Annotated in this window: 22 protein-coding genes; 8 read left to right on the plus strand and 14 right to left on the minus strand. The window is 56.7% G+C overall.

The genetic code is table 11. The annotated features are described in order from the left end of the window. Positions 1-35: 35 nt before the first annotated feature. From aqpZ to BXY66_RS06095, 5 genes are all read right to left on the minus strand, one after another. Positions 36-725 (minus strand): aquaporin Z, encoded by a 690-nt coding sequence (gene aqpZ / locus BXY66_RS06075; protein WP_132859257.1) that lies wholly within the window; start codon positions 723-725, stop codon positions 36-38. A 160-nt stretch (positions 726-885) separates the two neighbouring features. After that, positions 886-1,410, minus strand: a complete 525-nt coding sequence (locus BXY66_RS06080; RefSeq protein ID WP_132859258.1) for a bactofilin family protein — start codon at positions 1,408-1,410, stop codon at positions 886-888. Continuing rightward, on the minus strand, positions 1,400-2,713 hold the full coding sequence (locus BXY66_RS06085; RefSeq protein ID WP_207911291.1) for a M23 family metallopeptidase: 1,314 nt from the start codon (positions 2,711-2,713) through the stop codon (positions 1,400-1,402). Before BXY66_RS06085 ends, BXY66_RS06080 begins: the two co-directional genes overlap by 11 nt. Positions 2,714-2,886: 173 nt before the next feature. Then, positions 2,887-3,717, minus strand: coding sequence for a ferritin-like domain-containing protein (locus BXY66_RS06090; RefSeq protein WP_132859259.1), 831 nt, complete (start codon positions 3,715-3,717; stop codon positions 2,887-2,889). A 12-nt stretch (positions 3,718-3,729) separates the two neighbouring features. Further along, complete coding sequence (locus BXY66_RS06095; RefSeq protein WP_132859260.1) at positions 3,730-4,191, minus strand: peroxiredoxin; 462 nt, start codon at positions 4,189-4,191, stop codon at positions 3,730-3,732. A 35-nt stretch (positions 4,192-4,226) separates the two neighbouring features. Between BXY66_RS06095 and BXY66_RS06100 the strand changes: the two genes are divergently transcribed. The 5 genes from BXY66_RS06100 (at position 4,227) to BXY66_RS06120 (ending at position 11,599) form a co-directional block, all read left to right on the plus strand. Beyond that, complete coding sequence (locus BXY66_RS06100; protein ID WP_132859261.1) at positions 4,227-7,583, plus strand: DUF3971 domain-containing protein; 3,357 nt, start codon at positions 4,227-4,229, stop codon at positions 7,581-7,583. Positions 7,584-7,585: 2 nt separating this feature from the next. After that, a complete protein-coding gene (gene queA / locus BXY66_RS06105) occupies positions 7,586-8,632 on the plus strand; it encodes a tRNA preQ1(34) S-adenosylmethionine ribosyltransferase-isomerase QueA (protein ID WP_132859262.1) in 1,047 nt (348 codons plus the stop codon). Between the two features lie 113 nt (positions 8,633-8,745). Further along, complete coding sequence (locus BXY66_RS06110; protein WP_132859263.1) at positions 8,746-10,017, plus strand: MFS transporter; 1,272 nt, start codon at positions 8,746-8,748, stop codon at positions 10,015-10,017. An 81-nt stretch (positions 10,018-10,098) separates the two neighbouring features. Then, the gene (locus tag BXY66_RS06115; protein WP_132859264.1) at positions 10,099-10,806 is read left to right on the plus strand and encodes a sulfotransferase family 2 domain-containing protein; all 708 of its coding nucleotides are present in this window, start codon (positions 10,099-10,101) and stop codon (positions 10,804-10,806) included. Between the two features lie 211 nt (positions 10,807-11,017). Continuing rightward, the gene (locus tag BXY66_RS06120) at positions 11,018-11,599 is read left to right on the plus strand and encodes a DUF924 family protein (protein WP_132859265.1); all 582 of its coding nucleotides are present in this window, start codon (positions 11,018-11,020) and stop codon (positions 11,597-11,599) included. On the opposite strand, the gene BXY66_RS06125 is transcribed toward BXY66_RS06120, so the two are convergent. Further along, positions 11,600-12,025: a hypothetical protein gene (locus tag BXY66_RS06125; protein WP_132859266.1), complete on the minus strand. Its 426-nt coding sequence runs from the start codon at positions 12,023-12,025 to the stop codon at positions 11,600-11,602. It lies immediately after the preceding gene. A gap of 142 nt (positions 12,026-12,167) precedes the next feature. Between BXY66_RS06125 and lpdA the strand changes: the two genes are divergently transcribed. Together lpdA and uvrA are read left to right on the plus strand one after the other, a co-directional pair. Beyond that, positions 12,168-13,562, plus strand: coding sequence for a dihydrolipoyl dehydrogenase (gene lpdA, locus BXY66_RS06130; RefSeq protein WP_132859267.1), 1,395 nt, complete (start codon positions 12,168-12,170; stop codon positions 13,560-13,562). Between the two features lie 261 nt (positions 13,563-13,823). Further along, positions 13,824-16,682, plus strand: a complete 2,859-nt coding sequence (uvrA, locus tag BXY66_RS06135) for an excinuclease ABC subunit UvrA (RefSeq protein ID WP_132859268.1) — start codon at positions 13,824-13,826, stop codon at positions 16,680-16,682. Positions 16,683-16,870: 188 nt separating this feature from the next. Here uvrA and BXY66_RS06140 read toward each other — a convergent pair whose 3' ends face one another. Both BXY66_RS06140 and BXY66_RS06145 read right to left on the minus strand, forming a co-directional pair. Continuing rightward, positions 16,871-18,448 carry a Hint domain-containing protein gene (locus BXY66_RS06140; RefSeq protein ID WP_132859269.1) on the minus strand — a complete coding sequence of 526 codons (1,578 nt, stop codon included), beginning with the start codon at positions 18,446-18,448 and terminating at the stop codon, positions 16,871-16,873. 174 nt (positions 18,449-18,622) lie between these two features. Beyond that, the gene (locus BXY66_RS06145; protein WP_132859270.1) at positions 18,623-19,054 is read right to left on the minus strand and encodes an excinuclease ABC subunit A; all 432 of its coding nucleotides are present in this window, start codon (positions 19,052-19,054) and stop codon (positions 18,623-18,625) included. Between the two features lie 121 nt (positions 19,055-19,175). On the opposite strand from BXY66_RS06145, the gene BXY66_RS06150 reads away from it, so the two are divergent. Continuing rightward, positions 19,176-19,940 carry a helix-turn-helix transcriptional regulator gene (locus BXY66_RS06150; RefSeq protein WP_132859271.1) on the plus strand — a complete coding sequence of 255 codons (765 nt, stop codon included), beginning with the start codon at positions 19,176-19,178 and terminating at the stop codon, positions 19,938-19,940. Here BXY66_RS06150 and BXY66_RS06155 read toward each other — a convergent pair. From BXY66_RS06155 to BXY66_RS06180, 6 genes are all read right to left on the minus strand, one after another. Beyond that, positions 19,937-20,128 (minus strand): YgaP family membrane protein, encoded by a 192-nt coding sequence (locus BXY66_RS06155; protein WP_132859272.1) that lies wholly within the window; start codon positions 20,126-20,128, stop codon positions 19,937-19,939. The genes BXY66_RS06150 and BXY66_RS06155 overlap by 4 nt on opposite strands. A gap of 101 nt (positions 20,129-20,229) precedes the next feature. Next, the gene (gene mmsB / locus BXY66_RS06160) at positions 20,230-21,102 is read right to left on the minus strand and encodes a 3-hydroxyisobutyrate dehydrogenase (RefSeq protein WP_132859273.1); all 873 of its coding nucleotides are present in this window, start codon (positions 21,100-21,102) and stop codon (positions 20,230-20,232) included. Positions 21,103-21,106: 4 nt separating this feature from the next. Further along, positions 21,107-22,147: an enoyl-CoA hydratase/isomerase family protein gene (locus BXY66_RS06165; RefSeq protein ID WP_132859274.1), complete on the minus strand. Its 1,041-nt coding sequence runs from the start codon at positions 22,145-22,147 to the stop codon at positions 21,107-21,109. Positions 22,148-22,201: 54 nt separating this feature from the next. Then, positions 22,202-23,341, minus strand: coding sequence for an acyl-CoA dehydrogenase family protein (locus BXY66_RS06170; RefSeq protein ID WP_132859275.1), 1,140 nt, complete (start codon positions 23,339-23,341; stop codon positions 22,202-22,204). Positions 23,342-23,500: 159 nt separating this feature from the next. After that, positions 23,501-25,345 carry a sensor domain-containing diguanylate cyclase gene (locus BXY66_RS06175; RefSeq protein ID WP_132859276.1) on the minus strand — a complete coding sequence of 615 codons (1,845 nt, stop codon included), beginning with the start codon at positions 25,343-25,345 and terminating at the stop codon, positions 23,501-23,503. Positions 25,346-25,500: 155 nt separating this feature from the next. Further along, positions 25,501-25,929 (minus strand): hypothetical protein, encoded by a 429-nt coding sequence (locus tag BXY66_RS06180; protein WP_132859277.1) that lies wholly within the window; start codon positions 25,927-25,929, stop codon positions 25,501-25,503. Positions 25,930-25,982: the final 53 nt, after the last annotated feature.

The following is a 25,982-nucleotide window of genomic DNA, read 5'->3' on the forward strand; positions in this document are numbered from 1 at the left end:
TTGAAGGGCGGCGTTGGTGATTTTTCACGGTCAGATCAGTCGTCCGAACCAAAGATCTTCCAGAGAATTCCACCAGCTGCGCCGCCCACCAATGGGGCCACCCAGAACAGCCAGAGCTGGGTGAGCGCAGGCCCGTCAGCAAAGAGGGCCACGCCTGTCGACCGCGCCGGATTAACTGACGTGTTGGTCACCGGAATGGAGATCAGGTGGATGAGGGTGAGCCCCAGACCAATCGCGATGGGTGCAAAACCCGGAGGCGCCCCCGCTGATGTGGCGCCAAGGATGATGAAAAGAAACGCGGCCGTCAGCACGATCTCGATCACGAGGGCCGACATCATGGAATAGCCGCCAGGCGAGGCTTCGCCGTATCCGTTGGAGGCAAACCCGCCGACGCCAGCGAAATCCGGCGCGCCCGATACGATCACGTACAAAACGATAGCGGCAACGATTGCGCCAGCCACTTGCGCCACCCAATACGGGATCAGGTCCTTCGCCTCGAACTTGCCAGCCATCATCAGGCCGAGGCTCACAGCGGGGTTAAAGTGGCCGCCCGAGATATGTCCGACTGCATAGGCCATCGTAAGGACCGTGAGGCCGAAAGCGAAGCTGACGCCAAGCCAACCGATGCCTACGTCGGCCACACCGGCTGCAAGAACTGCGCTACCACAGCCCCCCAATACCAGCCAGAAGGTGCCGATGAATTCGGCGCCGAGTTTCTTGAACATGTCTTACCCTCCAATCACTTAATTGTGACGCTAGGGTAAGCGCAGTTTGCAAAATCGCAAAAGGGGAAGTTTTTGAACGGTTTGGCAGATCGTAAAAATTGTGTCCCAAAGAAGAAAAGGCGCCCCGAAGGGACGCCTTTGAAACAGATTGCCGATAGGCTTATTCCGCTTTGGCCGGCTTTGCTGCGGCGGCGGGTGGGACTGCGGGGGCCGCAGCTTTGCCAGCAGACAGCGGGTCATCCTGCCGCTGAACAGAGCCTTCGAAATGTGCGCCGCTCTCGATCGCGATGGTCTTGTGGATGATGTCGCCTTCGACACGTGCGGTCGATGTCAGTCGGACTTTGAGGCCGCGGACGCGACCGACGATGCGGCCGTTCACGACAACGTCATCTGCGATAACTTCGCCTTTGATCGTAGCACTCTCGCCCACGGTCAGAAGGTGCGCGCGGATGTCGCCTTCGACGGTTCCTTCGACAACGATGTCACCAGTGGTGCGCAGATTGCCGGTAATGTGCAGATCCGATGACAGGGTCGATGCCGCAGGTTTCGCCTTCGGCGCTGCGCTCGACTTGAACTCGCTGGCTTTGGCAGGAGCGGGCGGAACTGCAGAGGCTTCTTTGGCCGCCGGTTTCGCCGCATCGTCAGTTTTCGGTGCGGGGTCGTTGATCTTGGATTTAGAAAACATTCTGTCCAGCCTTGATAAATGTCATCGGGTTCACTGCGCGACCATTGACGCGCACTTCGTAGTGCAGGTGCGTTCCAGTCGAGCGTCCAGAGTTGCCCATATCACCAATCACGTCACCACGCGAGACCCTTTGGCCCTCATTCACGCGGATTTTTGCCAGATGGGCGTAACGGGTTTCGATTCCGTTGGCGTGTTTCACCTTGATCAGGCGACCGTAACCGGAAAGCCATCCAGCGTGGCTGACAACGCCGTCAGCAGTCGCATGGATCGGAGTGCCGTATGGCGCTGCAAAGTCGGTGCCTTTGTGCATCCGTCCCCAGCGCATGCCAAAGCCCGAGGTGTAACGGAAGGCCGATTGCAGCGGGTTGGCAAATGGCGCGGTTTCAGCCGCGATGCGGTACATGTTCAACTGATCGAGTTGATCCAAAAGACGATTGGCGCGCAGTGTTTCTGCGGTCAGATCGCCGCCCTTGGTGGAGAAGCTTAGCGGCATCATCGGGCCGCCTTGACCGGAGTAACCCCGTTTCACTTCGTCCATCAACGACTTGGTCGAAAGACCGGCAGACGTGAACATTTTCTCCAGTGGCTCGACGGAGATGGTCATTGCATCTTCGAGTTGGCGGAAGATTTGATCATTCTTCTCTTCCATGAGAGCCAGTTCGAGTTTCATCTCTTCAGCAAGGCTCAGGGCTGTCTGCGCATCCCGGATCACCTGGTCACGCTCGGCTGCGGTGTCTGCAAGTGCTGTAGATATCACATCGAGCATCGCGTTGCCTTGGGGGGAGGCCCCAACTGCGGCTGACGCAATTTCGGTCTGAACCTGATCGAGTTCCCGCGCTTCGGCGCGGGCCACGTCGCGTTCCTGCATGGTGCGGCGCAGTGTGGACTGGATGACTTCGATCCCCGTTTCGAGTTCGCGACGGCGGGTTTCGCTTTCCAGAAGTTGCGACTGCATTTCGGAAATCTGTTCGAGCGCGGTATTGAAACGGGCCTGCGCGGCAAGGGCTTCCTCGGTGCGGGCGTCGCGTTCGTCAGACAACGCGTTCAGACGGAATTCATAGGTCTGCTGATCGCGGCGAGCCTGTTCGCGGAAGTTGCCGGAACCTATTGAATCCATGAGAAGGATCGCGGTCGCGACAATGGTCCACGCCACTATGGCGGACCCGCCCACGAAGGCGAAAAGCTGTGTACTTGGTTTGAGACGGATAAAGCGTGTGTCGTTGTCCGAGCGCAGGAACAAACGGCGTTCCGGAAAATGACGTTCCAGAATGGCGTGCATGCGGATGGCAAGGCGTGTTCTCACCGGTTGTCTTCCTTATTCTTCCCCATCGAGAGCGCTGTTGTTTTTGTTACTTGGGCGCCCGCGCCAAGGGTTTAGCCAACACGCGGGCGTCGGGCAAGGTTTTTGCCCGCGTGGGTCCGTCACGTACAATCACGGCGCCGAGATGCGCGGAAACCCGCCGATGGAGCGATCCGTCAGCGGGCGTAGGCCGGCGGTTCCTGATCCGACAGGGGCCAATAGAAATCCGGTGGCAAACCCGCATCTGCGCGTTTTTCTTCGTTGAACGGCGGTTTCAAGGCGCCGTGGAAATAGCGTTGAACGAGGTCGTGGAAGGTGGCTTTGGGGTCAAGCGCATGTCGGCCGCAAAGGAAGTTGAACCATTTGGAACCATAAGCCACATGGCCAACTTCTTCGGCGTAGATGATTTCCAAAGCGTCGAGAGTTTGCTGGTCCTTGGCCTGCTGGAAAATTTTGATCATGCCGGGGGTCACGTCGAGGCCGCGTGCTTCCAAAACCATGGGTACGACAGCAAGACGACCTAGAAAATCGTCGGCTGTATCTTCAGCGGCTCGCCACATGCCTGCGTGAGCCGGCAACGCGCCATAATAGCTGCCCTTGGCTTCAAGGCTGTCGCATATCAAGTTGAAATGTTTGGATTCTTCGTCCGCGGATTTAACCCAGTCATCGTAAAACCCCAAAGGCATTTCAATGTGGGTGAAGCGCGCGATTATGTCCCAGTGAAGGTCAACCGCGTTGAGTTCGATGTGCCCAACCGCGTGCAGCATGGCGAGGCGACCCTGTTCGCTACCGGGGCGGCGTCGGGGAACCTCCCGCGGATCGAGAAGCTCCGGCTTTTCCGGCCGCGACGGACGAAGAGGCGGTTTGGTGTCGCCAATGGGTAATGGAGTACCTGCGTCACGGCTCGCAAACCATGTTGCAGCATGTGCATGGGACAGCGCTGTTTTGGCGCGGCCGTCGGCGGTGGTAAGCACCTCGACGGCCATTTGTGAAAGGGTCTTGGTCATGGCACCGCTCTATCAGAGCGATTTGAGCGCTTCCAGAACCTCCTCGGCGTGACCGTCGACTTTCACTTTTGGCCAGTGGCGGGCGATGTTGCCATCTGCATCAATCAGGAAAGTGGAACGGACTATCCCCATGAAGGTTTTGCCGTACATCTTTTTCTCGGCCCATACGCCGTAGTCCTCACACACCGAGCCGTGTTCATCCGACAAGAGCGGCACGGTCAGATTTTGTTTACTTACAAATTTGTCGTGGCTGGACATGCTGTCTTTTGAGATTCCGAAAACGCGGGCACCTGCGGCCTCGAAGTCCGGCAGCAGTCCGGAGAACGCGATAGATTCTTTGGTGCAGCCAGATGTGTTGTCGCGCGGATAGAAGAACAGAATGACGGGTGCAGGCCGAAGCGCGGACAGAGTTACGTCTTCTCCGCCAGTGGACGGGAGGGTGAAGTCGGGGGCGATTTTCAGTGTGTCGGACATAGTCTCACTTCTTGGGTCAGGCGCGGTTACGGTATATGATCGCATACGGTGGGCAACCGATAACAGACCAACCTGAGGCATCAACCCTGACCGAAGAGTCCGAAGATATGGCGGAAGAAACCAAGCCCCGTCGACGTGGTGCGCGTCGGGCAAGGGGTTTTGGGATCGTGCTGTTGGTGGCGATGTTGGTGCCCGCTGCTGTCGCTGCGATTCTGTTTGCAGCATTTTCCGGTGGGCCAGTGGTGTTTCCCGAATGGGCACGTGACCGCGTGGAACGGACGTTGGATCAACAACTAAGCGCCGTAGACGTCACGCTGAGCGACGTATCTCTGGTCATTGAGGAAAACTGGGATCCCCGTATTCGCGTTGGCGGACTGGTGATGCGCCCGAAGGAGGGTGGCAGTGGAATCCGGTTCGAGCAGGTCGACATGCGACTGGCGATGGAGCCATTGATCGAGCGGCAGATCGCGCCACGTCATGTGCGGGTGTCCGGCGTTTCGCTACGTGTTTTGCGCCGAAATGACGGGACAGTGAATGTCACACTGGGTCAGGAAGGTGGCGAAGGTTTGGGCGGCGATGCCAGCATTGCAACGCTCGGGGGAGAAATCGAAGCGTTTATGGCGCGTCCCGGGTTTCGCTTTCTGACTCTTTTTGAAATCGAAGACGTGAATGTTCGCTACGAAGATGTGCTGAGCGGACGGGCGTGGAACATCGACGGCGGCAGTATTGCGTTGCGTCGAAGCGGTGACGAGATTTCCATTTCCTCAACCATGTCTCTTTTGGGGGGCCGAAGTTACGCGACAACGCTTCAAGGAAGCCTTGTTACCTACTATGGCAGTCAAGCGGTACAGTTGTCGGTGCAATTCGATGACGCTCCGTCGGAGGAACTTGCAACACAGATGGCGGCTTTGAGCTGGCTTGAGGTGTTGCGCGCGCCGATTTCGGGCGCGATGCGGGCGGAGATCGACGATCAGGGCAACCTCGGCGCCATCAACGCGACGATCAGTGCGGTGGACGGGTTTTTGCAGCCCAGCGAAGACGTTCGGCCAATTCCGTTTGAGAGCCTGCGCAGCTATTTGACCTACAATGCGGAGACGCGGCGGATCGGCTTTGACGAGCTTTCCGTCAAAGCGGACTGGATCGAGGCATCAGTGTCCGGACATGCATTGCTTGAAGATTTCGTCGGAGGATTTCCGAATGCTCTGGTGGCGCAACTTACACTGAACAGGTTTGCCGCAAACCCGGAACAGCTAGAAGGTGGCGCCGTTGCATTGGACACCTCATTTGCGGATTTTCGTCTGCGTCTTGATCCATTCAGTCTGACCCTTGGCCAACTGGTGGTGAATCAGGGCGACATGCAGATGTACCTGAGCGGATCATTGGACGCGCGGGAAAAATGGCAGTTCGCTTTGGACGGGCATATGAACGCGGTGCGTCCGGAGCGTGTTCTGGCAATTTGGCCAGAGCAGTTCAAACCGAAACTGCGGATCTGGATTGACGAGAACGTCCATCAGGCCGAACTGAACAACGTCAATCTGGCGCTGCGATCCCGCGAGGATGCAACGCCGGATGTATATGCCGACTTCCAGTTTCGGGATGCCGTGGTCAAGGCTGTGAAAACCATGCCGCCGATTGAAGGCGGGCGAGGCTTTGCCGTGGCGACTGACAACAAGTTCCACGTTGGGGTCGAACGCGGCTACATCACACCTGAGCAAGGCGGTACCGTGGATGTTTCCGGTTCAAGCTTTGTGGTTCTGGACACACGGTTGAAGCAATCCCCCGGGCAGGCTGACGTGAAAGCGGTCGGCTCCATTGAGGCGGCGGCGTCTTTGCTGAACCGCGCGCCATTACATGTCTTTGACAAAGCCAATTTACCGGTCGACATCGCGCAGGGACGGGTAGAGGCGAAGGGGCGTCTGAATTTCACAATGAAGCCCAAATTGCCACCCGAGGAAGTTGCCTTTGATGTAAGCGGTAAGCTACTTTTGGTCGACAGCACCAAACTGATCGAGGGCAAGCGGTTGCAAGGTGATCTTCGCCTTACCGCAACCAACGAGGCCGTAGAGATTTTTGGGCCGGGTTCTGTTGGGGATGTTCCGGTTACCGCAAGCTGGCGCAGCAAACTTGGCAAGCCGGGGCAGGGCGGCCCAGGGGAAAGCCAGGTTGTCGGCCGGATGATGCTCAATCAGGCGGCTTTGGACGAGTTTGAAGTAGACCTTCCTCCGCGCACAGTCAGTGGTGATGCACCTGCGGATTTTCAGGTGCTTCTGAAGTCGGGTAGTGCACCGTCTTTGAAGATGACTTCTGATCTGATCGGGCTCGAGGTAGCTGCGCAACCGTTGGGATGGCGCAAACCGGCCGCAACGGAAGGTGAGTTGAAGCTTGAGATGACGCTGGGCGAGCGGCCAAGTGTCGATCTCATTAGCCTGACAGCGCCGGGGCTGACGGCGGCGGGTACGGTGTCGCTCCTTGAGAACGGTGAACTCGGCGTGGTGGACATACCAGACTTCAGAGTCGGCCGGTGGTTGTCTGGGGCGGTGCGTTTGCGGGGGCGGGGCAAGGGCGTCATGCCTGCGGTGGAATTGCGCAGTGGCCGGTTTGACATGCGATACATGCCCGACTTTGGCGGACGGGGCGGCGGGCAGGCGCAAGGCGGGCCAATCACGGGCACCCTTGATCGGGTGACGATCACCGAAAGCATTGTGGTCCAGAGCACGCGGGTTTCGCTGGACACCCAAGGTGGATTGAGCGGAACGTTTGAAGGCGCTCTGGGAGGCCGAGCACCGATGTTCGGCACTTTGACTCCGCACCCGAACGGAACGGCGGTTGAAGTGACATCCCCCAATGCCGGTTCTGTGGTGCAGACAATGGGTCTTGTGGCAAAAGCAGAAAAGGGGGATTTGCGTCTGAACCTGACGCCGCGCGGGCCGAAGGGCGTTTACGACGGCGTGTTGAACATTGCCAATATCAAGATCCAGAATTTACCAGCGTTTGCCGAGTTGCTGAACGCGGTCAGCGTGGTTGGACTGCTGGAGCAACTCAACGGACCGGGACTTTTGTTCAATGAGGTCTATTCCAAATTCAAGATGGCGCCTGGGCAGATCGTGATTGGCGAAGCCAGCGCGGTTGGCGCGTCTATGGGGGTGTCTGCGGACGGGCTATTTTACACAGAACAGAATGCGTTGGATATTCAGGGCGTGCTGTCGCCGATTTATGCGGTCAATGTGATCGGGCGCCCGATCTCGAAGCGCGGCGAGGGGTTGATTGGCTTCAACTATCAACTAAAAGGGCCGGCTAAGAATCCTGAGATTTTCGTCAACCCGCTGTCCGCGCTGACGCCCGGTTTCTTTCGTGAGATTTTTCGGCGCCCGCCCCCTGACCTGAGCAACTGAGCATGCAGCTTTCCGATTTTGATTTTGAATTGCCCGACGCGTTGATAGCGACTCGGCCTGCGGAGCCACGATCGTCGGCGCGCCTGCTTGTGAGCGAAGCCGACAAAATCACCGATGGTGTGGTTACCGACCTCGTGGATTGGCTGCGTCCCGGAGATAGGCTTGTGTTGAACGACACGAAGGTCATACCGGCACGATTGATGGGGTATCGCGTGCGGTCCGGACCGGAGGGTGAGACGCAGGCGAAAATGGAAGTCACCTTGCTGGAACCGCGTGCGGGCGGTGCCTGGGCAGCCTTGGTTAAGCCGCTAAAAAAGATCCGCGAAGGTGAAGAGATTATCTTTGCTGCGGGGTTGAAGGGAACGCTGACGTCCAAGTCAGAGGGACAGGGCGTCATTTCATTTGATCTTGAAGGTGAGGATTTCGATGCTGCGTTGGATGCGGCAGGGAATATGCCTTTGCCGCCATATATCGCTGCGAAGCGCGCGGCTGACGACAAGGACAAAACCGACTACCAAACCGTTTGGGCGAAACACTCCGGTGCGGTGGCCGCGCCCACGGCGTCGCTGCACTTTGATGAGGCCCTTCTTCACAGGTTGTCGCAAAAGGGTGTCGGCTTTACGCATGTGACGCTGCACGTTGGAGCGGGCACGTTTCTTCCCGTAAAAGTGGACAACGTCAAAGAACACAAGATGCACGCCGAATGGGGGCGGGTGACACCGCAGGCTGCAGATGAAATCGCGGCGACCAAGGCTTCGGGTGGTCGTGTGATCCCTGTGGGGACGACAGCACTTCGACTGATCGAGAGTGCAGCCCGCGAAGGTGCGATTGCACCGTGGGAAGGCAAGACAGATATCTTCATTTATCCCGGGTTCCAGTTTCATGTTGCGGACGCGCTGATGACCAATTTCCATTTGCCGAAATCAACATTGATGATGCTTGTGAGCGCTTTGGTTGGGCAGGACCGTATTCGCGAGGTCTATACTCATGCTGTGGCCGAAGAATACCGGTTCTTTTCATACGGAGACGCGTCGCTGTTGATCCCCTGAAAAGGGACTGACCGATGTAGACCGGGCCGCAAAACGACACAGGCCTGTCGCGAACAAGTGCGAATATGAATCGCATTGCTTGCAACCTTGCAGAAACGTGAGAGGGTTTCGTCATGGTCGAGTTTTTCAAGAGTGCATGGGCGCTTTTGCTTGGCATGATGCTGTTGATGATTGGCAACGGCATGCACGGCACGCTTCTGGGTATCCGGGGTGAGGCGGCGGGATTCTCCACATTCGAAATGTCGACCATAATGTCAGCCTATTTTGTGGGCTTTCTCGGCGGGTCAAGGATGACGCCGGAAATGATCCGTCGTGTCGGCCATGTACGGGTCTTTGCGGCGCTGGCGTCGTTTATTTCAGCGGTTTTGATTATGTACCCGACATTTGAGCATCCGGTTGCCTGGGTGCTGGGTCGTGTTCTGATCGGGTTCTGTTTCTCCGGTGTTTATGTGACAGCGGAGAGTTGGCTCAACAATGCTGCGAGCAATGAAACGCGCGGGAAAGCGCTATCACTTTACATGATGGTGCAAATGATCGGGATCGTAACCGCGCAGGGGCTTGTGACATTGCCAGATCCTTCGGGGTTTGTGCTCTTTGTCATTCCCTCGGTTCTGGTTTCAATCAGTTTTGCTCCCATTCTTCTTTCGATTTCGCCCACGCCGGCGTTTGACACAACCAAACCCATGACCATGCGCGAGTTGGTCAATCACTCTCCGCTCGGTGTTGCAGGCATGTTCCTGATGGGGGGCGTGTTTTCGGCGCAATTTGGTATGTCGGCTGTATATGCTACCCGTGCGGGTCTGAGTGTCAGCGAACTGTCCCTGTTTATCGCGACGTTTTATGTGGGAGCAACGGTGTGCCAGTATCCGCTTGGCTGGATCAGCGATCGTATGGACCGGCGTGTGTTGATTATGGTGGTCAGTTTTGTAGGGGCGATCGGCGCGGTGCTTGGCTATTTTGCGGGTGAAAGCTTTGCAATGTTGTTGCTTTCTGCCTTTGCCATCGGCGGGTTTTCGAACCCGCTGTATTCCCTCCTGATCGCGCATACAAATGACTTCCTCGAGTATGAGGACATGGCCGCGGCTTCTGGCGGTCTGGTCTTTGTAAACGGGGTCGGAGCGATTGCTGGCCCGATCATTATCGGTTGGTCGATGGATGTTGTCGGGCCGCAAGGTTTTTTCATCTATCTCACGTTGCTACTGGCACTTTTGGGCGGATACGCCGGATACAGGACAACGCGCCGTTCGGCCCCCGCGGTGGAAGATACCGGTACCTACGCGGCAGTTATGCCTACGGCGTCGCCGGTGGCTGTTGAAGTCGCTCAGGAGGTTGCAATCGAATATGCGCTGGAAGAAGAGCAAGAAGAGGCTGCCGCCAACGCGTAGAGGCGGACTTCAAAAAGGCGCTTTCATTGAAAGTTAGGAGATGCTGTTCCATGATCATCGCGAAATTACGCGGCGATTGGCATGATCATTTCCCACAAATTCAAGTTCGTTTTCATCCGTCCGATGAAGGTGGGTGGAACCAGCACCGAAATAGCAATGATGAATGTTTTGCGGGCGCACAGCGACAAAAGCGAGATTGTCAGCCAGCCGCCGCATTACAACGTGGCTCAGGTCATGAGCAAATACGGGGAAGAGGTCGTGGACTACCGTTTTTATTCGGTGGTTCGAAACCCATGGGATCGCGCCGTTTCGATGTTTTTTCACCGTAACAGGCTTTTGGCAGAAAAGCCGCAATCCGAGCAGGTTGTGGCATTTCGAGAATGGATCACAAGCGGTGCGTTTCTGTTTGACGAACGGGGCTCGATTTTTGACACAACGGGGTCGCTCTATTGGCGTGGCTTTCCGATTGTGGACCATGTGATCCGGTATGATCGACTGGCAGAAGGTTTGCGCAAGCTGTCTCGCCAAATGGAACTGCCGAAGAAGATCGACATCTCGGAGTTGCGGGAGCGCGGCAACGATCGTCCCCAAACTGCGCGTGATTTTGCTGCTTTCTATGACAAAGAGTCCTGGCAAGCTGTGCGGATAGCCGCCGCCAAGGATTGCGCCACTTTTGGCTATAGCGCCTCTCGGCCGGAAGGTGGCAATGAGGTGATGGTGCATTTCAATAGCCGCTTGATCCGCCACAATATTCTTGGCGAAAAACTCATCAGAAAAGCACTTGGCTGATTTTTTTCAGCGTGTCGGCGACTGTCCGCGCAGGCAGTTTTCGTGCGCTTGGAATATTCGCCCAACTCCCCAGATAAGTCTGAAAGCGACACAGTGATCGCGGTGAATGACGCCATGTCGCAATTTGTGACTGTTTTTTCTCCGTAACCTGAGTTTAACATTTTTGTAACGATGCCTCCTGTGGGGAGAGTGCAGAGCAAAGGAGAAGGGCATGATTAAGCCCGAGGAAGTGCTTGCGTTTTGGCTTGATGAGGTCGGGCCAGAAGGATGGTATGCGGTATCTGAGGATTTGGATGAAACCATCCGCCAAAGGTTCATGGATACCTGGGAGTTGGCCAAATCAGGCGGAATGGGGCAATGGCTTACGTATCCGTCTGGTACATTGGCTTACCTGATCCTGACGGACCAGTTTCCGCGAAACATGTTTCGGGGGTCAGGCAGGGCCTTTGCCACGGATCGGCAAGCAGTTGCGGCAGCCAAGGCGGCGATTTCAAAGAAATGGGATCTCAAGATCGACGAACCAGCGCGTCAGTTTTTCTATATGCCGCTGATGCATTCGGAGAACCTGTGCGATCAAGAGCAATGTATCCGGTTGTTCTGTGAACGCATGCCGGAAGGCGGAGCGGGCAATCTGTTTCACGCCAAGGCGCATCGCGAGGTTATTCGGCAGTTTGGGCGTTTTCCATACCGCAATGACGCGCTGGATCGGGCCTCGACGGAAGTTGAAGTGGCCTATGTTGCGCAGGGTGGCTACGGGCACACGGTTCGCGAAATGCAGGCGACGGTCGCCTGATCAGGCATCCGGTTGGCGGCACTGCATAAGCGCTTGCAGTTCCTTTGAGACACGCTCTGCAGTTCGGTCTATCGCATAGTCCGTCAAGTTCTCCGGCGTAGCCGCAAGCTTGGCCATCTCGCCTTCGATATTGGACAGGGCGCGGTCCAGACGGCTAGCGCCGACTTCAAAACGGGCTACTGCAGCTTCCGAAAGTTCGGCTGATCCCTCGGTAAGGGAGCGCAGGTCATTGCGCAGGGTCACAACTTCTTCGCGGAGACCATCCACACTTTGTTCGACAGGGTTAAGTTGTGTCAGACTCTGTGCAAAGCTTGCCGCGATCCGCTCTCCGCTGCGTGACACTTGCCACAACAGAAACAGGCACAGAGCCACAAGGATCAGCGTTGCATTCAGTAGTGCCAGCAGCAGGTCTTTTACGGTTTTCATGACGGGCCTCCCGCAATTTTCGCTTTGAGCGCAGGATGATGCGCAGGGCGTTCAATTGCCAGCGGAAATCACGGAAGCGGCGCGTTGAAGTGGCCACACAAGTAATCTAGTGTCAGCGATAACACCGCAGGAGGAGACGCAGATGGCTGCCAGCAGTTTCGACGTTATCGTGATCGGATCGGGTCCAGGGGGCTATGTCGCCGCCATTCGCGCAGCGCAACTGGGTCAGAAAGTGGCCATTGTCGAGCGTGAAAACCTTGGGGGTATTTGCCTAAACTGGGGCTGTATTCCGACGAAGGCCCTGCTGCGTTCTGCCGAGGTTTTCCATCTGATGGAGCGGGCCAGTGAGTTTGGCTTGTCGGCGGACAAAATTGGATACGACATCGATGCCGTGGTCAGCCGTTCGCGGGCTGTCGCCAAGCAGTTGAGCGGTGGCGTGGGCTTTCTGATGAAAAAAAACAAAGTCACGGTTGTGATGGGGGAAGCCAGTATTCCGGCGAAGGGCAAGGTGTCGGTGAAGACCGAACAAGGCACCGAGGAACTGACGGCCAAGAACATCATTCTCGCGACAGGCGCGCGGGCGCGCGAGCTCCCCGGGCTGGAAGCAGATGGAGATCTTGTTTGGACGTATCGCCACGCGCTTCAACCGCCGCGCATGCCCAAGAAACTTCTGGTGATTGGCTCTGGAGCGATCGGAATCGAATTTGCGAGCTTCTTTAACACACTTGGTGCGGACACCACCGTTGTCGAGGTCATGGATCGTGTTCTGCCGGTTGAAGATGAAGAGATAAGTGCTTTTGCAAAAAAGAAATTTGTAAAACAGGGCATGAAGATCATGGAGCAAGCCATGGTTAAGAAGCTGGATCGTGCCAAAGGAAAAGTGACCGCGCATATCGAGACGGGTGGCAAGGTTGAAACCCATGAATTTGATACGGTGATTTCTGCGGTTGGCATTGTCGGGAATGTTGAAAACCTCGGGCTTGAGGCTCTGGGGGTGAACATCGACAGAACGCATGTGGTCACGGACGAGTACTGCCGCACTGGTGTTGATGGATTGTACGCAATTGGCGACATCGCGGGCGCGCCGTGGTTGGCGCACAAGGCAAGCCATGAAGGTGTTATGGTTGCTGAACTTATCGCAGGCGGAAAGCCGCATCCGATCAAACCGGGCAGCATTGCCGGCTGTACCTATTGCCACCCACAGGTTGCCAGTGTCGGGATGACCGAGGCCAAGGCAAAGGAGGCAGGGCACGACGTCAAAGTCGGTCGGTTCCCGTTCATCGGCAATGGCAAGGCAATTGCGCTGGGAGAACCCGAAGGGCTTGTAAAAACCGTGTTTGACGCCAAGACCGGTGAGCTTCTGGGGGCGCATATGGTTGGAGCGGAAGTGACCGAACTCATACAGGGCTACGTGGTTGGTCGCCAGCTTGAGACCACGGAGGCCGAGCTTATGGAGACAGTCTTCCCGCATCCGACGCTCAGCGAAATGATGCATGAGAGTGTGCTTGATGCATTTGATCGTGTGATCCACATTTGACCGCTGCCAAACATCGGTTTTACGTCGGCAACGCGTCGGTGCGTTTCAGATCGATATTTGAACACGCGGACGTGACAATGCACATCTGATTTGGCCGACGCTTCGTAATCTTCTGACGCGGCAATGAAATTCGGAACGCAACGCCAAGCCAGTGCCAAAACGGGCTTGGCGAAATAAAATGTTCTCTCTATGTTCGCAATATCTGGTTGGCAGTTTTCGCCGGCTGCCCTATGTCTTGTGCTGTATCCGTTGGGGGTTTGAATGGCCGAGCTGAAGAATATCGAGGTGCGCGGCGCGCGCGAGCATAACCTGAAGTCGATCGATGTGGATATTCCACGCGACGAGCTGGTGGTAATTACCGGACTTTCAGGCTCTGGCAAGTCGTCGCTGGCGTTCGACACAATTTATGCTGAGGGGCAGCGCCGCTATGTCGAAAGCCTGTCGGCTTATGCGCGGCAGTTCCTCGATATGATGGAAAAGCCGGACGTGGATCACATCAGCGGCTTGAGTCCCGCGATTTCCATCGAGCAAAAAACCACATCGAAGAACCCCCGTTCGACCGTTGGCACGGTGACCGAGATCTATGACTACCTGCGTTTGCTGTTCGCGAGAGCAGGGACGCCATACTCTCCGGCCACCGGCCTGCCGATCGAGGCGCAGCAGGTGCAGGACATGGTCGACCGGATCATGGAAATGGAAGAAGGCACCCGTGCCTACCTCCTTGCGCCGATTGTGCGTGACAGAAAAGGTGAGTATCGCAAGGAATTCCTTGAATTGCGCAAGCAGGGGTTTCAGCGCGTTAAGGTGGACGGTGCTTTCTATGAACTGGACGAGCCGCCGACACTGGACAAGAAGTTCCGTCATGACATCGATGTCGTCGTTGACCGCATCGTAGTGCGGGAAGGCGTGGAGACGCGCCTGGCGGACAGTTTGCGCACAGCTCTTGATCTGGCAGACGGGATTTCGGTTCTGGAGACTGCGCCGAAGGAAGGCGATCCGGAAAGGATCACATTCTCGGAGAACTTTGCCTGTCCGGTCAGCGGGTTCACGATTCCCGAGATCGAGCCACGTATGTTTTCGTTCAACGCGCCTTTCGGAGCCTGTCCGGATTGCGACGGGCTTGGTGTGGAGCTTTTCTTTGACGAACGGCTGGTTGTGCCGGATGTAACCTTGAAGGTCTATGACGGGGCGCTGGCGCCTTGGCGAAAAGGCAAGTCTCCATATTTCCTGCAAACGATTGAAGCGATTGCCAAACACTACGAGTTTGACAAGAACACGCCTTGGAAGCAGCTGCCCAAGAAGGTGCAGCAGGTGTTCCTTTATGGCTCAGGCGAGGAAGAGATCGAATTCCGCTACGATGAAGGCGGACGGGTTTATCAGGTAACCCGCGTTTTCGAAGGTGTGATCCCGAATATGGAGCGCCGTTACCGCGAGACGGACAGCAGCTGGATCCGAGAGGAATTCGAACGGTACCAGAACAACCGACCCTGCGGGACTTGCGAGGGCTATCGTTTGCGGCCAGAAGCGCTGGCTGTGAAAATCGCCGGTTTGCACGTTGGGCAGGTGGTAGAGAAATCCATTCGCGAGGCGCTCGCGTGGATCGAGGATGTGCCGAACCATCTGACACCGCAAAAACAGGAAATCGCACGCGCGATTGTGAAGGAAATCCGTGAGCGGCTCGGGTTCCTCAACAACGTGGGGCTGGAGTATCTGACACTTAGCCGGAACAGTGGAACGCTTTCGGGTGGCGAGAGTCAGCGTATTCGTCTGGCGAGCCAGATCGGCTCTGGCCTGACAGGCGTGCTATATGTGCTCGACGAGCCCTCGATTGGATTGCATCAACGCGACAACGGGCGGCTGCTGACAACGCTGAAAAACCTGCGGGATCAGGGCAACACCGTTATTGTCGTGGAGCACGATGAGGAGGCGATCCGCGAGGCGGATTATGTCTTCGACATCGGTCCGGGTGCCGGTGTGCACGGTGGCCAAGTGGTGTCAAAGGGCAAGCCCGAGGAAATTGCCGCTGATCCGGCGTCAATGACCGGGCAATACCTGAGCGGCGCGCGGGAAATTGCAGTGCCTGCAGAGCGGCGAGAGGGCAATGGGAAATCTGTCGAAGTGGTGAAGGCCACGGGCAACAACCTGAAAAAGGTGAGTGCCAAATTCCCGCTGGGCAAATTTGTTTGCGTGACCGGCGTGTCAGGAGGCGGCAAGTCGACTCTGACGATTGAAACGCTGTTCAAGACAGCCTCTATGCGGCTCAACGGAGCGCGGCAGACGCCAGCACCCTGTGAAACCATCCGGGGGCTGGAGCATCTGGACAAGGTCATCGACATCGACCAGCGACCAATCGGGCGGACACCGCGGTCCAACCCCGCGACTTACACAGGCGCCTTTACTCCAATTCGGGACTGGTTTGCCGGTTTACCCGAGGCAAAGGCGCGTGGCTACAAACCGGGGCGCTTCAGCTTCAACGTCAAAGGGGGGCGTTGCGAAGCGTGCCAAGGCGACGGTGTGATCAAGATCGAGATGCACTTCTTGCCGGATGTCTACGTGGAGTGCGAAACCTGTAAAGGCGCTCGGTACAATCGCGAAACTCTGGAAATCAAGTTTAAAGGCAAGAGCATAGCCGACGTTCTTGATATGACCGTCGAGGAGGCTCAGGAGTTCTTCAAGGCAGTTCCCAGCATTCGGGACAAGATGGACGCTCTCATGCGTGTCGGGCTTGGCTACATCAAGGTGGGTCAGCAGGCAACGACGCTGTCAGGCGGTGAAGCGCAGCGGGTGAAACTGTCCAAGGAACTCGCGAAACGCTCGACGGGGCGGACGCTCTACATTCTGGACGAGCCGACAACGGGTTTGCATTTCGAGGATGTTCGCAAGCTGCTCGATGTGCTGCACGAACTTGTGGATCAGGGCAATTCGGTTGTGGTGATCGAGCACAATCTGGACGTGGTTAAGACGGCCGACCACATTATCGATATTGGCCCTGAAGGGGGCGATGGTGGCGGAGAAGTGGTTGCGGTTGGCACGCCTGAAGAGGTGGCCGAAGTAGAACGCAGTCATACCGGGCGTTATCTCAAGGAGATGCTTGGCGCCAAGAAGGTGGCGGCGGAATGATCGTAGCCGGCTTCCCGCTCTGCTCGGGCAGGGCGGGAGGCCGGTGCCATTCGTCGCGCCCCGCAAAGACCAGCGAACCGGCCGCTTGAGTCCGGTTTGAGACGGATGATGGTGCTTGTGCTCCATCCTGCTGCGGAAGCCTCCAAAGAAAAGAGCAGCATCGCGCAGGATGCGGGCCTTTCAATGCATTAAGCGGCCAAAAGCGCGGCGGCTTCGAAGCTGCGCAGACTGGGACGTGCTGATACGTCTTGCGTGTCGACACCGCGCTTGGACATGATCACGCGCAGTGATCGGTTTGCAAACGGATCAAAGCTGTGGCGGGTCATCGGTCCGGGCATGAAGCTTTCGCTCCATTGACCTTCGGAGAACACCAGCTCGTGCTGCGGAAGCAGGATGTGGAAGTAGGTGATGGTCTCGTCTGTCGGACAGCGCAGGACGTCACGCTCGTTCACCAGATGCTTGGCCTTGACGAGAACTTCGTCGCTGCCAAAGAGCAACTCTGCGCGGGCACCGGTCAGAAGGACGCGGTGTTGCGGGGAGACGATCAGGTCGCGCTCGTTGTCCAGAACACCGGCCTTGATGCGGATGGGCAGTGAGTCAAAACGAGGCGCCATGCGGGAACTGCCAATCCATTCAATTGGTTGCAGGCCATGATCGAGGGTTTGCAGCAGCATTCCGCGCCGCAGATGCTCGACTGGTACGTCGCCGTCCGACGTGCGTATCAGCGTGCCTGCAGTAAAACAGGGGGGATGCTGTTCAATTTCGACAAGCGCCGTGTCGGTATTCCCGTCCTCGTCTTCGATTGTGTAGTTGAAGTAGACGGTTTCGTTGTCCGTGTCGGCGTCGATGGTGAGGGTTCCATCGGCATTCAGTGTCACGACTTGTCCTGTCGACAGCGTGACGCTGTTTGGCAACCCGCCGCTTCCATCTGCGCTGACGGCGACGCCATTGATATGTGTGATTGTCAGGGTAGGGCCTGCGGTCGAGTTGTCGTTGTCCAGAACATTGAGATTTTTTGTTCCGCCGTATTTGATCGAAACCGCATCATCCTGGGCAACGATGGCTGTTTGTACGGACCCGCCTGCGATCAGCAAATTGGAGTCATAGCTGCTGTCCTGCGCATCCGCGATGCCGATAATCAGCTCATTTACACCGTCCTGTAGCGGCGCAACGAACGTCAGGGTGATCGTAAAGCCGTCCATTTCGGTGTTGAATTCGTCGTTTGAGTTGTCGTTGTAAATGTTTTCGTTGGCGTCGTTGATGTTGCCAATGGTGGCGGTGCCGTCACCGACGGAAATCTGGGCTTCGACCCCGTTGACCCAAACGCCAATAGCGTCGTTGTAGGACAGGTACTCCGGGTATTCTTCCGATGAGAGCACGAAATCGATGGTCAGCATTTCGCCGGCGGAGCCGTTGAAGTCGATGACCATGTATGATGCGTCAAAGGTGCTTGTTCCCGCGACGTCGTTGAAAAGCGCGTTGTTGTTTTCACCCGTCGTGTTCGTGGAGGTGTTTCCACGCACGTTGGTGTTGGTGGTGCCGCTGTCGTTTGTGAAGTCTTCCACGTGACCGGTGGAGAGGATCACGCCGCTGTCTGCGGGGGCAACTCCGGCGGATGTGGTGTCTGCTCCGGTGTAAATTCCGGAAGACAGGTTGTCGCCGTTGTATTCAGCATCAACGATCCGCGTGGGATCACCAAAGATTTCCTCGGCCATTTGCGCGGCCGTGGCTGTGGTATCGATATTTAGTTCGGTTGCCGTTGGCATGATGCCTGCCCCAAATCCTGACTGCTCGTAGTGGCGGGAAACTTTTGTTTCCTCGTTGAGAACAACCAGTGGTCCTGAAAGGTGGCGGCTTCGGGGCAGTGTTAAGGAAAGATTAACCAAAGATTGGGGCGGCTGGTCGGTCTGAACCGTGCCGCCCCCATTGTTTTTTCTATGTCAGGCTGTGGCGGATTTCGTCGCGCGCGCGGCCAGAACAGGCACAACGAAAAGTGCGAGGAACGCGCCGTTCAAAACAACATTGAACCATGCGCCAGCAAGAACGGAGCCGGTGCTGTCGACGATGAACCAAGCGAAAATGGCGCGCAGGACCATTCGTCCACCCAGTTCCGGGTTGTCGGCATAGACATGGACTGTGACCTGATGGACCATCACTCCGAAACCAACAAGCAGACCGCCGCTGATTGCGCCAAGAACCAGTTCGCTATCGCTGGAAAATGTCTGAGTTCCGTCAAGCGGGAGATGGATCAGATCGAGGAACAGCACCATGAGAGGCTGTCCCCCCAAAAGGCTAGCAAACATCAGAAGTCCAATGAAGGCACTGAATAGACTGGCAAATTTGAGTGAAGATGTGGCTGTATCGTGAGTCATTTTGCGCTCCTTTGGCTAAGATGCTGGCAAATTGGCGCAGGCAAGTGAGGTAAAACAATTACCTCTGGGGTAAGTGCTTGGGCGCGTGTAGGCAGGTAGACTATGGGCAGGAGGATGACTGATGGGATTGGATTTTGGCGCGGCACTGAAGGAATGGCGACGTACCAGACGGATCAGCCAACTTGATCTTGGTCTGTCTGCGGGTGTGAGCTCGCGGCACATATCGTTTCTGGAAACGGGGCGATCACGCCCAAGCCGCGGCATGGTTCTACGACTTTGCGACGAGCTGGAAGTGCCAATTGCCCAGCGAAACCGGATGCTGACGGCGGCCGGTTTGAGTCCGGCCTATGCCGAGCGTGATCTCTCCGAAGAAGAAATGGCGCCGATGCGGGAGGCGGTTGCTTGGACGCTGGAGCGCCATGCGCCGTATCCTGCGCTGGCAATGGACAAGCATTGGCGTCTGGTTCAAGCCAACCGCAGTTGTGCGACCATGCTGGCCGGTTTTGGCATGCAAGAAGGCGACAGCATGCTGGACATGATGACCGCCAATCCCGTCGTACGCGAAGCTTTGGAAAACTACGAAGAGATCGCTGAGCACTTATTGGCACGGCTTCGGGTAGAAGCAGCGCATTTCGGGCATGATCCTGTGCTGGAAACCGCAATCGCGCAATTCGAAGAAATTGTGGGCGAGCAGGGCGGGGACCCTGACGGAATCCGACCAGCTGTGATCCCGGCAATTTACAACCTCGGTGGTATGCGTCTGAGCCTGTTTTCCACGATCAGCCAGTTTGGGTCGACCGAAGACATTGCGCTCTCCGAACTGCGCATCGAGATGTTCTTTCCAGCCGATGAAGCGACAAAGGCGGCTTTGGAGGCGATGGCCTAACTCTCTGCTTTGCAGGTCCGGACGCCGAGAACGCTATAGAGCGGGCAGGTGCCAAACATACCTGTGAGCAAGGGGAGCAACCCGATCCACATCCAGGTGCCATAGCCATTCAGAGCGCCGAATATCAGAGCGACGCCAAGAAAATAGCGCATGAGCTTGTCGATAGTTCCTACGTTCTTTGCAAACATGATCCGTCTCCAAACTGATGAGGAGACATTAGTGAACTGTAGATGAATGCGCCTTGATCTGACGCAAGTACGGGGCGCATTTTGGAAAGCGCCCCATATTTTTAACCTCGAGAACGCTTCTCGAAACGCGGCAGCATGGCGGAGAAGTCAGTGCCGAGACCACCTTCATTTTCCACGAACTGTTCGTAGAGCGCGGTAGCCGCCTGACCCATTGGTGTGTCGGCATCAGCACTTTCGGCGGCTTGCTGGCTGAGACGCAGGTCCTTGAGCATCAGCTCCGAGGCAAAACCGGGCTGGTAGTCGTTGTCTGCCGGTGATTGCGGGCCAACTCCTGGTGCCGGGCAATAGGCGTTCATGGTCCAGCTGTAGCCCGAAGAGGTCGAGACCACGTCAAACATCTTCTGACGGTCAAGTCCCAGCTTGTCCGCGAGAGAGAAGGCCTCGCAGGTCGCGATCATGGTCACGCCAAGGATCATGTTGTTGCAGATTTTGGCGGCTTGGCCTGCGCCGGAGTCGCCGCAATGTACGGCCTTTTGGCCCATGATGTCGAAGAGTGGATCGGCCTTGGCAAACGCATCGGAAGAGCCGCCGGCCATAAAGGTCAGCGTTCCTGCCGCCGCGCCACCGATACCGCCGGAAACCGGTGCGTCTACCGGCAGAAGGTTTGCTGCGGTGGCTTTCTCGGCCACTGCGCGTGCGCTGTCGACGTCCACGGTGGAGCAATCGACGAAAGCGGCGCCTGCGGTCATCGCGGGAATGATCTCGTCTGCCACAGCCCGAAGGATCTGCCCGTTAGGCAGCATTGTGATAACAACGTCAGCGCCTGCCGCGGCCGCCGCGCCACTGTCGGCCAGCGTGACGCCTTCGATGTTGACGCTCGCCATGTCGAAGCCGATGACCTCATGGCCAGCCTTGGCCAGATTGGCGGCCATCGGGCCACCCATGTTGCCCAGTCCGATAAAGCCGATCTTCATGGTTTCACTCTCCCTTTTCAAATGTCAGCGCATCCGCCCCCAGTGGCATCACCATCTTTGTTATGATGCCGGCGGGAACCTCCTCCAAGGTGTATTTCCATTGCGGATTACGGTCTTTGTCGATGATTTGCGCGCGGATGCCCTCAAGAAAATCACCGTGTTCCATGGCGCGGAAGGTGAAGCGGTATTCCTGGTCGAGCGCAAAACGGATGTCGTCCCGGGTGCGGACACGATGGATTATTTCCAGAGCGGCCCCCATGGCAATTGGGGAATTGCGGCCCAGCTTTTTCAGGGCGTCCGAGGCAAAATCGGTGTCCGAAAACTTGAGTGCATTCAAAACGTCATTCAGGGTTTCGCCGCCAAAGCACGCGTCTATGTCGGACTGCTGTTTGGAGAGAGGGCCGAGCGCAGGCTGCTTGGCGGCCATGTCGATGTTTTCCCATTCGCCGGTTTCTTCGAGTTTGGCGATGAGGGCGGGCCAATCGGCTTCGGGAATGTAGTAGTCTGCAAAACCGGCGTAGATCGCATCTGCAGCGTTGAGGCGCGCAGCCGTTAGTCCGAGGTATTCGCCCAGTCGTCCGGGTGCGCGGGCGAGTATGAGGGAGCCGCCAACATCGGGAACAAGTCCGATGCCGCATTCGGGCATGGCGATCTGGCTGCTGTCTCCGACGATGCGGTGGGAGGCATGGCACCCGACGCCGACGCCGCCTCCCATGGTGAAGCCCTGCATAAAGCTTGCCACCGGTTTGGGGAATTCGAACATCTTGGCGTTCATGCGGTATTCGTCGGCCCAGAATTTCTGCCCGTATGCGAAATCACCCTTGGTGCCGGTGTCATACAGTTCGGCAATGTCGCCACCGGCGCAAAAGGCCTTGTCGCCTTCGGCGTCGATCAGGATCATCTTTACGGCGTCATCGCTCGCCCACGCATCAAGCGCGTTCTCGATCGCGATACACATGTCGTAAGACATCGCATTGAGCGCCTTGGGGCGCGTGAAGGTGATGCGGCCAACCTGACCGGATTTGCGGATGTTGATATCAGACACGCGCGGCGCTCCGTCTTTGAAAAAGGCCGCTCCCGAAGGGCGGCCCGGTCTTGTTTAGGCTGCGATCATCTGACGGGAGACGATCAGGCGCATGATCTCGTTGGTGCCTTCGAGAATCTGGTGTACGCGCAGATCCCGAACGATCTTCTCGATGCCATAGTCCGCGAGGTAGCCATATCCACCGTGCAACTGCAAGCAGCCGTTGGCGACTTCAAAGCTTACGTCGGTGACCATCAGTTTCGCCATGGCGCAGAATTTGGTGGCGTCGTGTTCGCCGTTGTCGAGTTTCCATGCGGCCTGACGCAGGAAAGTCCGGGCAGCCTGAAGTTTGGTCTCATACTCTGCGAGACGGAACTGGAGCGCTTGAAACTGGTTGATGGATTTACCGAATGCCTTGCGCTCGGACATGTATTGAACGGTCAGGTCCAATGCTTTTTGCGCGCCACCAAGAGCGCCCGCAGAGATATTCAAGCGACCGCCATCCAGCCCGTTCATGGCGTAGGTGAAACCTTTGCCTTCTTCGCCAATCAAGTTGTCGCTTGGAACTTTGCAGTCGTCGAACTGAACCTGTGACGTAGGCTGAGAGAGCCAGCCCATCTTTTTTTCCAGCGCGCCAAACGACAGCCCGTCGGTCCCATCTTCCACAACGACTGTAGAGATACCCTTGGGGCCGTCTTCGCCAGTGCGGACCATGCAGACATATGCGTCAGAGTAGGATCCGCCAGAGATGAAGGCCTTTGTGCCGTTGAGTGTGAAACCCTCGTTGGTGCGATCTGCACGGGTTTTCAAAGCAGCGGCGTCGGAGCCGGAGCCGGGTTCTGTCAGGCAGTAGGAAAACACCTTGTTCATTGAGCAAAGGTCAGGGAGCCATTTTTGTTTGGTCTCCTCGGAGCCAAACTTGTCGATCATGCCGCCGCACATATTGTGAATAGACAGGAAAGATCCAACGGACGGGCAGGCCATAGCCAAGGCCTCGAACACGAGGGTTGCATCAAGGCGAGAAAGACCGGACCCGCCGTATTCTTCTGAAACATAAATGCCACCGAGCCCGAGCTCGGCAATCTGGGGCCATAGGTCTTTGGGTATTGAGCCTTCGGCCTCCCATTTCTGGGCATTGGGGGCGATGTGTTCTTCGCCGAAACCCTTGGCCATATCAAAGATCAGGGTCTGCTCTTCGCTCAGTGCAAAATCCATCTTCCGCTCTCCCTTTGCTTCCCGCGACGGCACATGCCGTGAATTGAACGCATGTTAAATTAGCATCCTTGCGCAAGTGTTGCAAAGGTGGGGACTGCGGTAAAATACGCAAAATGGCCCCGCAAAAATGCAAGATCATTTCAGCTGTGAGGCTGTCGGTCAGGCGGTTTTTGCAGATATGTCTGCTTGCGGTGGCATGCCATAGCGCTCTACGCGGTTCCGGCCTGTGGCTTTGGCCTGATAGAGTGCAGCGTCAGCTTCTTCGATGAGCAGGGCAGGCTCAGACGGGCCTTTGGCGCTTGCCGAGGCGACGCCGAACGAGCAGGTGATTATCAGCGACAGGTCAGGGGAACACTCGGTAATGTGTCCTGCGATCGATTGGCGAAGGCGTTCTGCAATCTTAACAGCGTCTTTGCCGCGGGTGCCGGGTAAAATGAGGGCGAATTCTTCACCGCCGTAGCGACAGATACGATCGGACTTGCGCAGTCGTGTTTCCTTGAGCAGTGCGGCAACGGACTTCAGTACCTTGTCGCCAATCGGGTGACCGTGCGTGTCATTGATGCCTTTGAAATGGTCAATGTCGAACAAGACCAGGGACAGTTGGCCGTCTTCTTTTTCGCGCTGGAGCCAGGCATGGGCCATCTCGTCGTCAAATGCCTGACGGTTGAGCAGGCCCGTAAGGTGGTCGTGGCGCGCAGTATCGACGGCGTCCTGATGCAGTTTTTGCAGCAGTGCACGCTCTTCCTCGAGGAACTCGGCACGGTTGATAGCCTGAATAACGCGTCGACCAACAGTGACGGAGTAAGCCATGATGCCAATCGCAAACATCACGTCCAGCGTGTTGACCATGTGCCCGGTGTAGAGGGTTGTCACCACGTCATAAACCGCCGCGGTGAGCATTGTGAGCCAGCCCAACAGGAAGGGGATTGCATTTGGCACTTTGCGATACACCGCGAGGCAGCAGCCAATTAGGATCATCAGAATGGCCGCAAATCCTGCCCATTGAATGGTCCGCGCCGCCATGGTCACGTAAGGAAGCGGTGCGATCAAGCTGTAGGCAACACCGATTGCACATAGTCCGCCAACAATGGTGATCATGCGCCAGTGACGAATGCGTTCCCAAAGCAGAGTCTGGTTCAGAAGGACTGCCGTCCATAGCAGGAAAAAGGCATTCGCGTATTCAAGGCGCAGTCGGAACGGGCGCCATTCGGGGCCGAACACGGTTTCGATACTGCCGCCGACACAGACCGAGCGGATCAGAATGGCGAGGCCAGCCAACGTCAGGACCAGCGTAGCATGATCTTTGCGATGGAAAATGTAGAGACAGAGGTTCAGCACTGCGACCAGCAGCATGAACCCCATAAGGGCACCTTCGAAAAGGCGCTCCATTTGCAGGCTCGCCTGATAGTGCGAAGATTCATAGACTTTCAGGGCGCGCACGATGCCCTGCCGAACCGTCATTTCCGAGCGAACGTTGATCAGCAGGAGCCCGTCGGAGCCGCGGGCGAGACCGTGCGCCTGATGGCCCTGGCTGGCCACGAGCTTTCCAGTCATTGTCCCTTCGGCGGCAATACGCACAGCTTCGTCGGGTGCGTTCATCGGAATCCAGTAGATTTCGTAGGCGTCCTTGATTCTCGGGGCGACGAGTACGAGCGGGTCTTCTCCTGCTTCGGGTAGGAGCATGCGGACAACGTAGCTGCCGTAGCCTTTAAGAAGTCGGTTTTCTTTGGCTTCTGGAACATGTTGGCTCCAGGGGGAAGGTACGTCGACAACGTCCATGTTGCCGGATTCATAGGCAGCATAGGCTTCGACTGGGGACAGCAGTTCACCGTATCTGAAGAGCCAGTCGCCCTTCATGGTGACATCGCCCCTATCTTGGAAGTCGACCTGACGGAAATCGAACACAGGTGCTGGCCCGTCCGCGTTTGCGGGCAGCGCCGCCGTGACGGCGACCGAAAGGATCAGAAGGAACCGCAATGCAATTATGCGGAAGATCAGGGGCATTGGACGCAAACCTGTATTAACTTTTGCGCGCTCTTTATGCCGCTGAACTGGTTAATGCCGACTTAAACGTCCAGCCCGGAGATTTGAAAACAAGCAGGAAACCGCCCCCTCGGAGCGGTTTTGGCTGAAAATCACCGAAAATTGGCGTTTTGCCTTTAAGTTTTTCGCTCACAAGAGGCGAGCAGTTCCGCGAATGTCGTGAAATCAATGCCAAGCGTAGAGAGAGCGGTCTCTTCGGTGTCGACCAAAATTGGCACAACGGACGGGAAGGGCTCCCAGGAATTCACAACCAGCTGCCCTATGGTGCGCGCGATTTCTGTCGGGACGTAGTAGACGATGAGCGTTTGCGCGCCTTGGCCAACAAAGGCGGAGGCCTTGTGCGCTTGTGAGGACATCAGATCGACGTATGTACCTTCCCAATCGTCGACCTTGGACATGTCGACAAGGTGTTTCTGCCCAGGGTGGAAATCCGGATGAGACAAGTATTCGCCAAAGACCTGCATGGTATCTTGCAAGGTCGCTATGCCCTCGTAGTCGACGAAGACAAGGCCATGAGGTTTCAGAATGCGCAGCGAAGCGGGCATGTGCGGTCCGTAATTGCGAATAAAGGAAAAGAAGGGGCGGTGGAGACCGCCCC

Source organism: Shimia isoporae, assembly GCF_004346865.1.
GTDB lineage: Bacteria > Pseudomonadota > Alphaproteobacteria > Rhodobacterales > Rhodobacteraceae > Shimia > Shimia isoporae.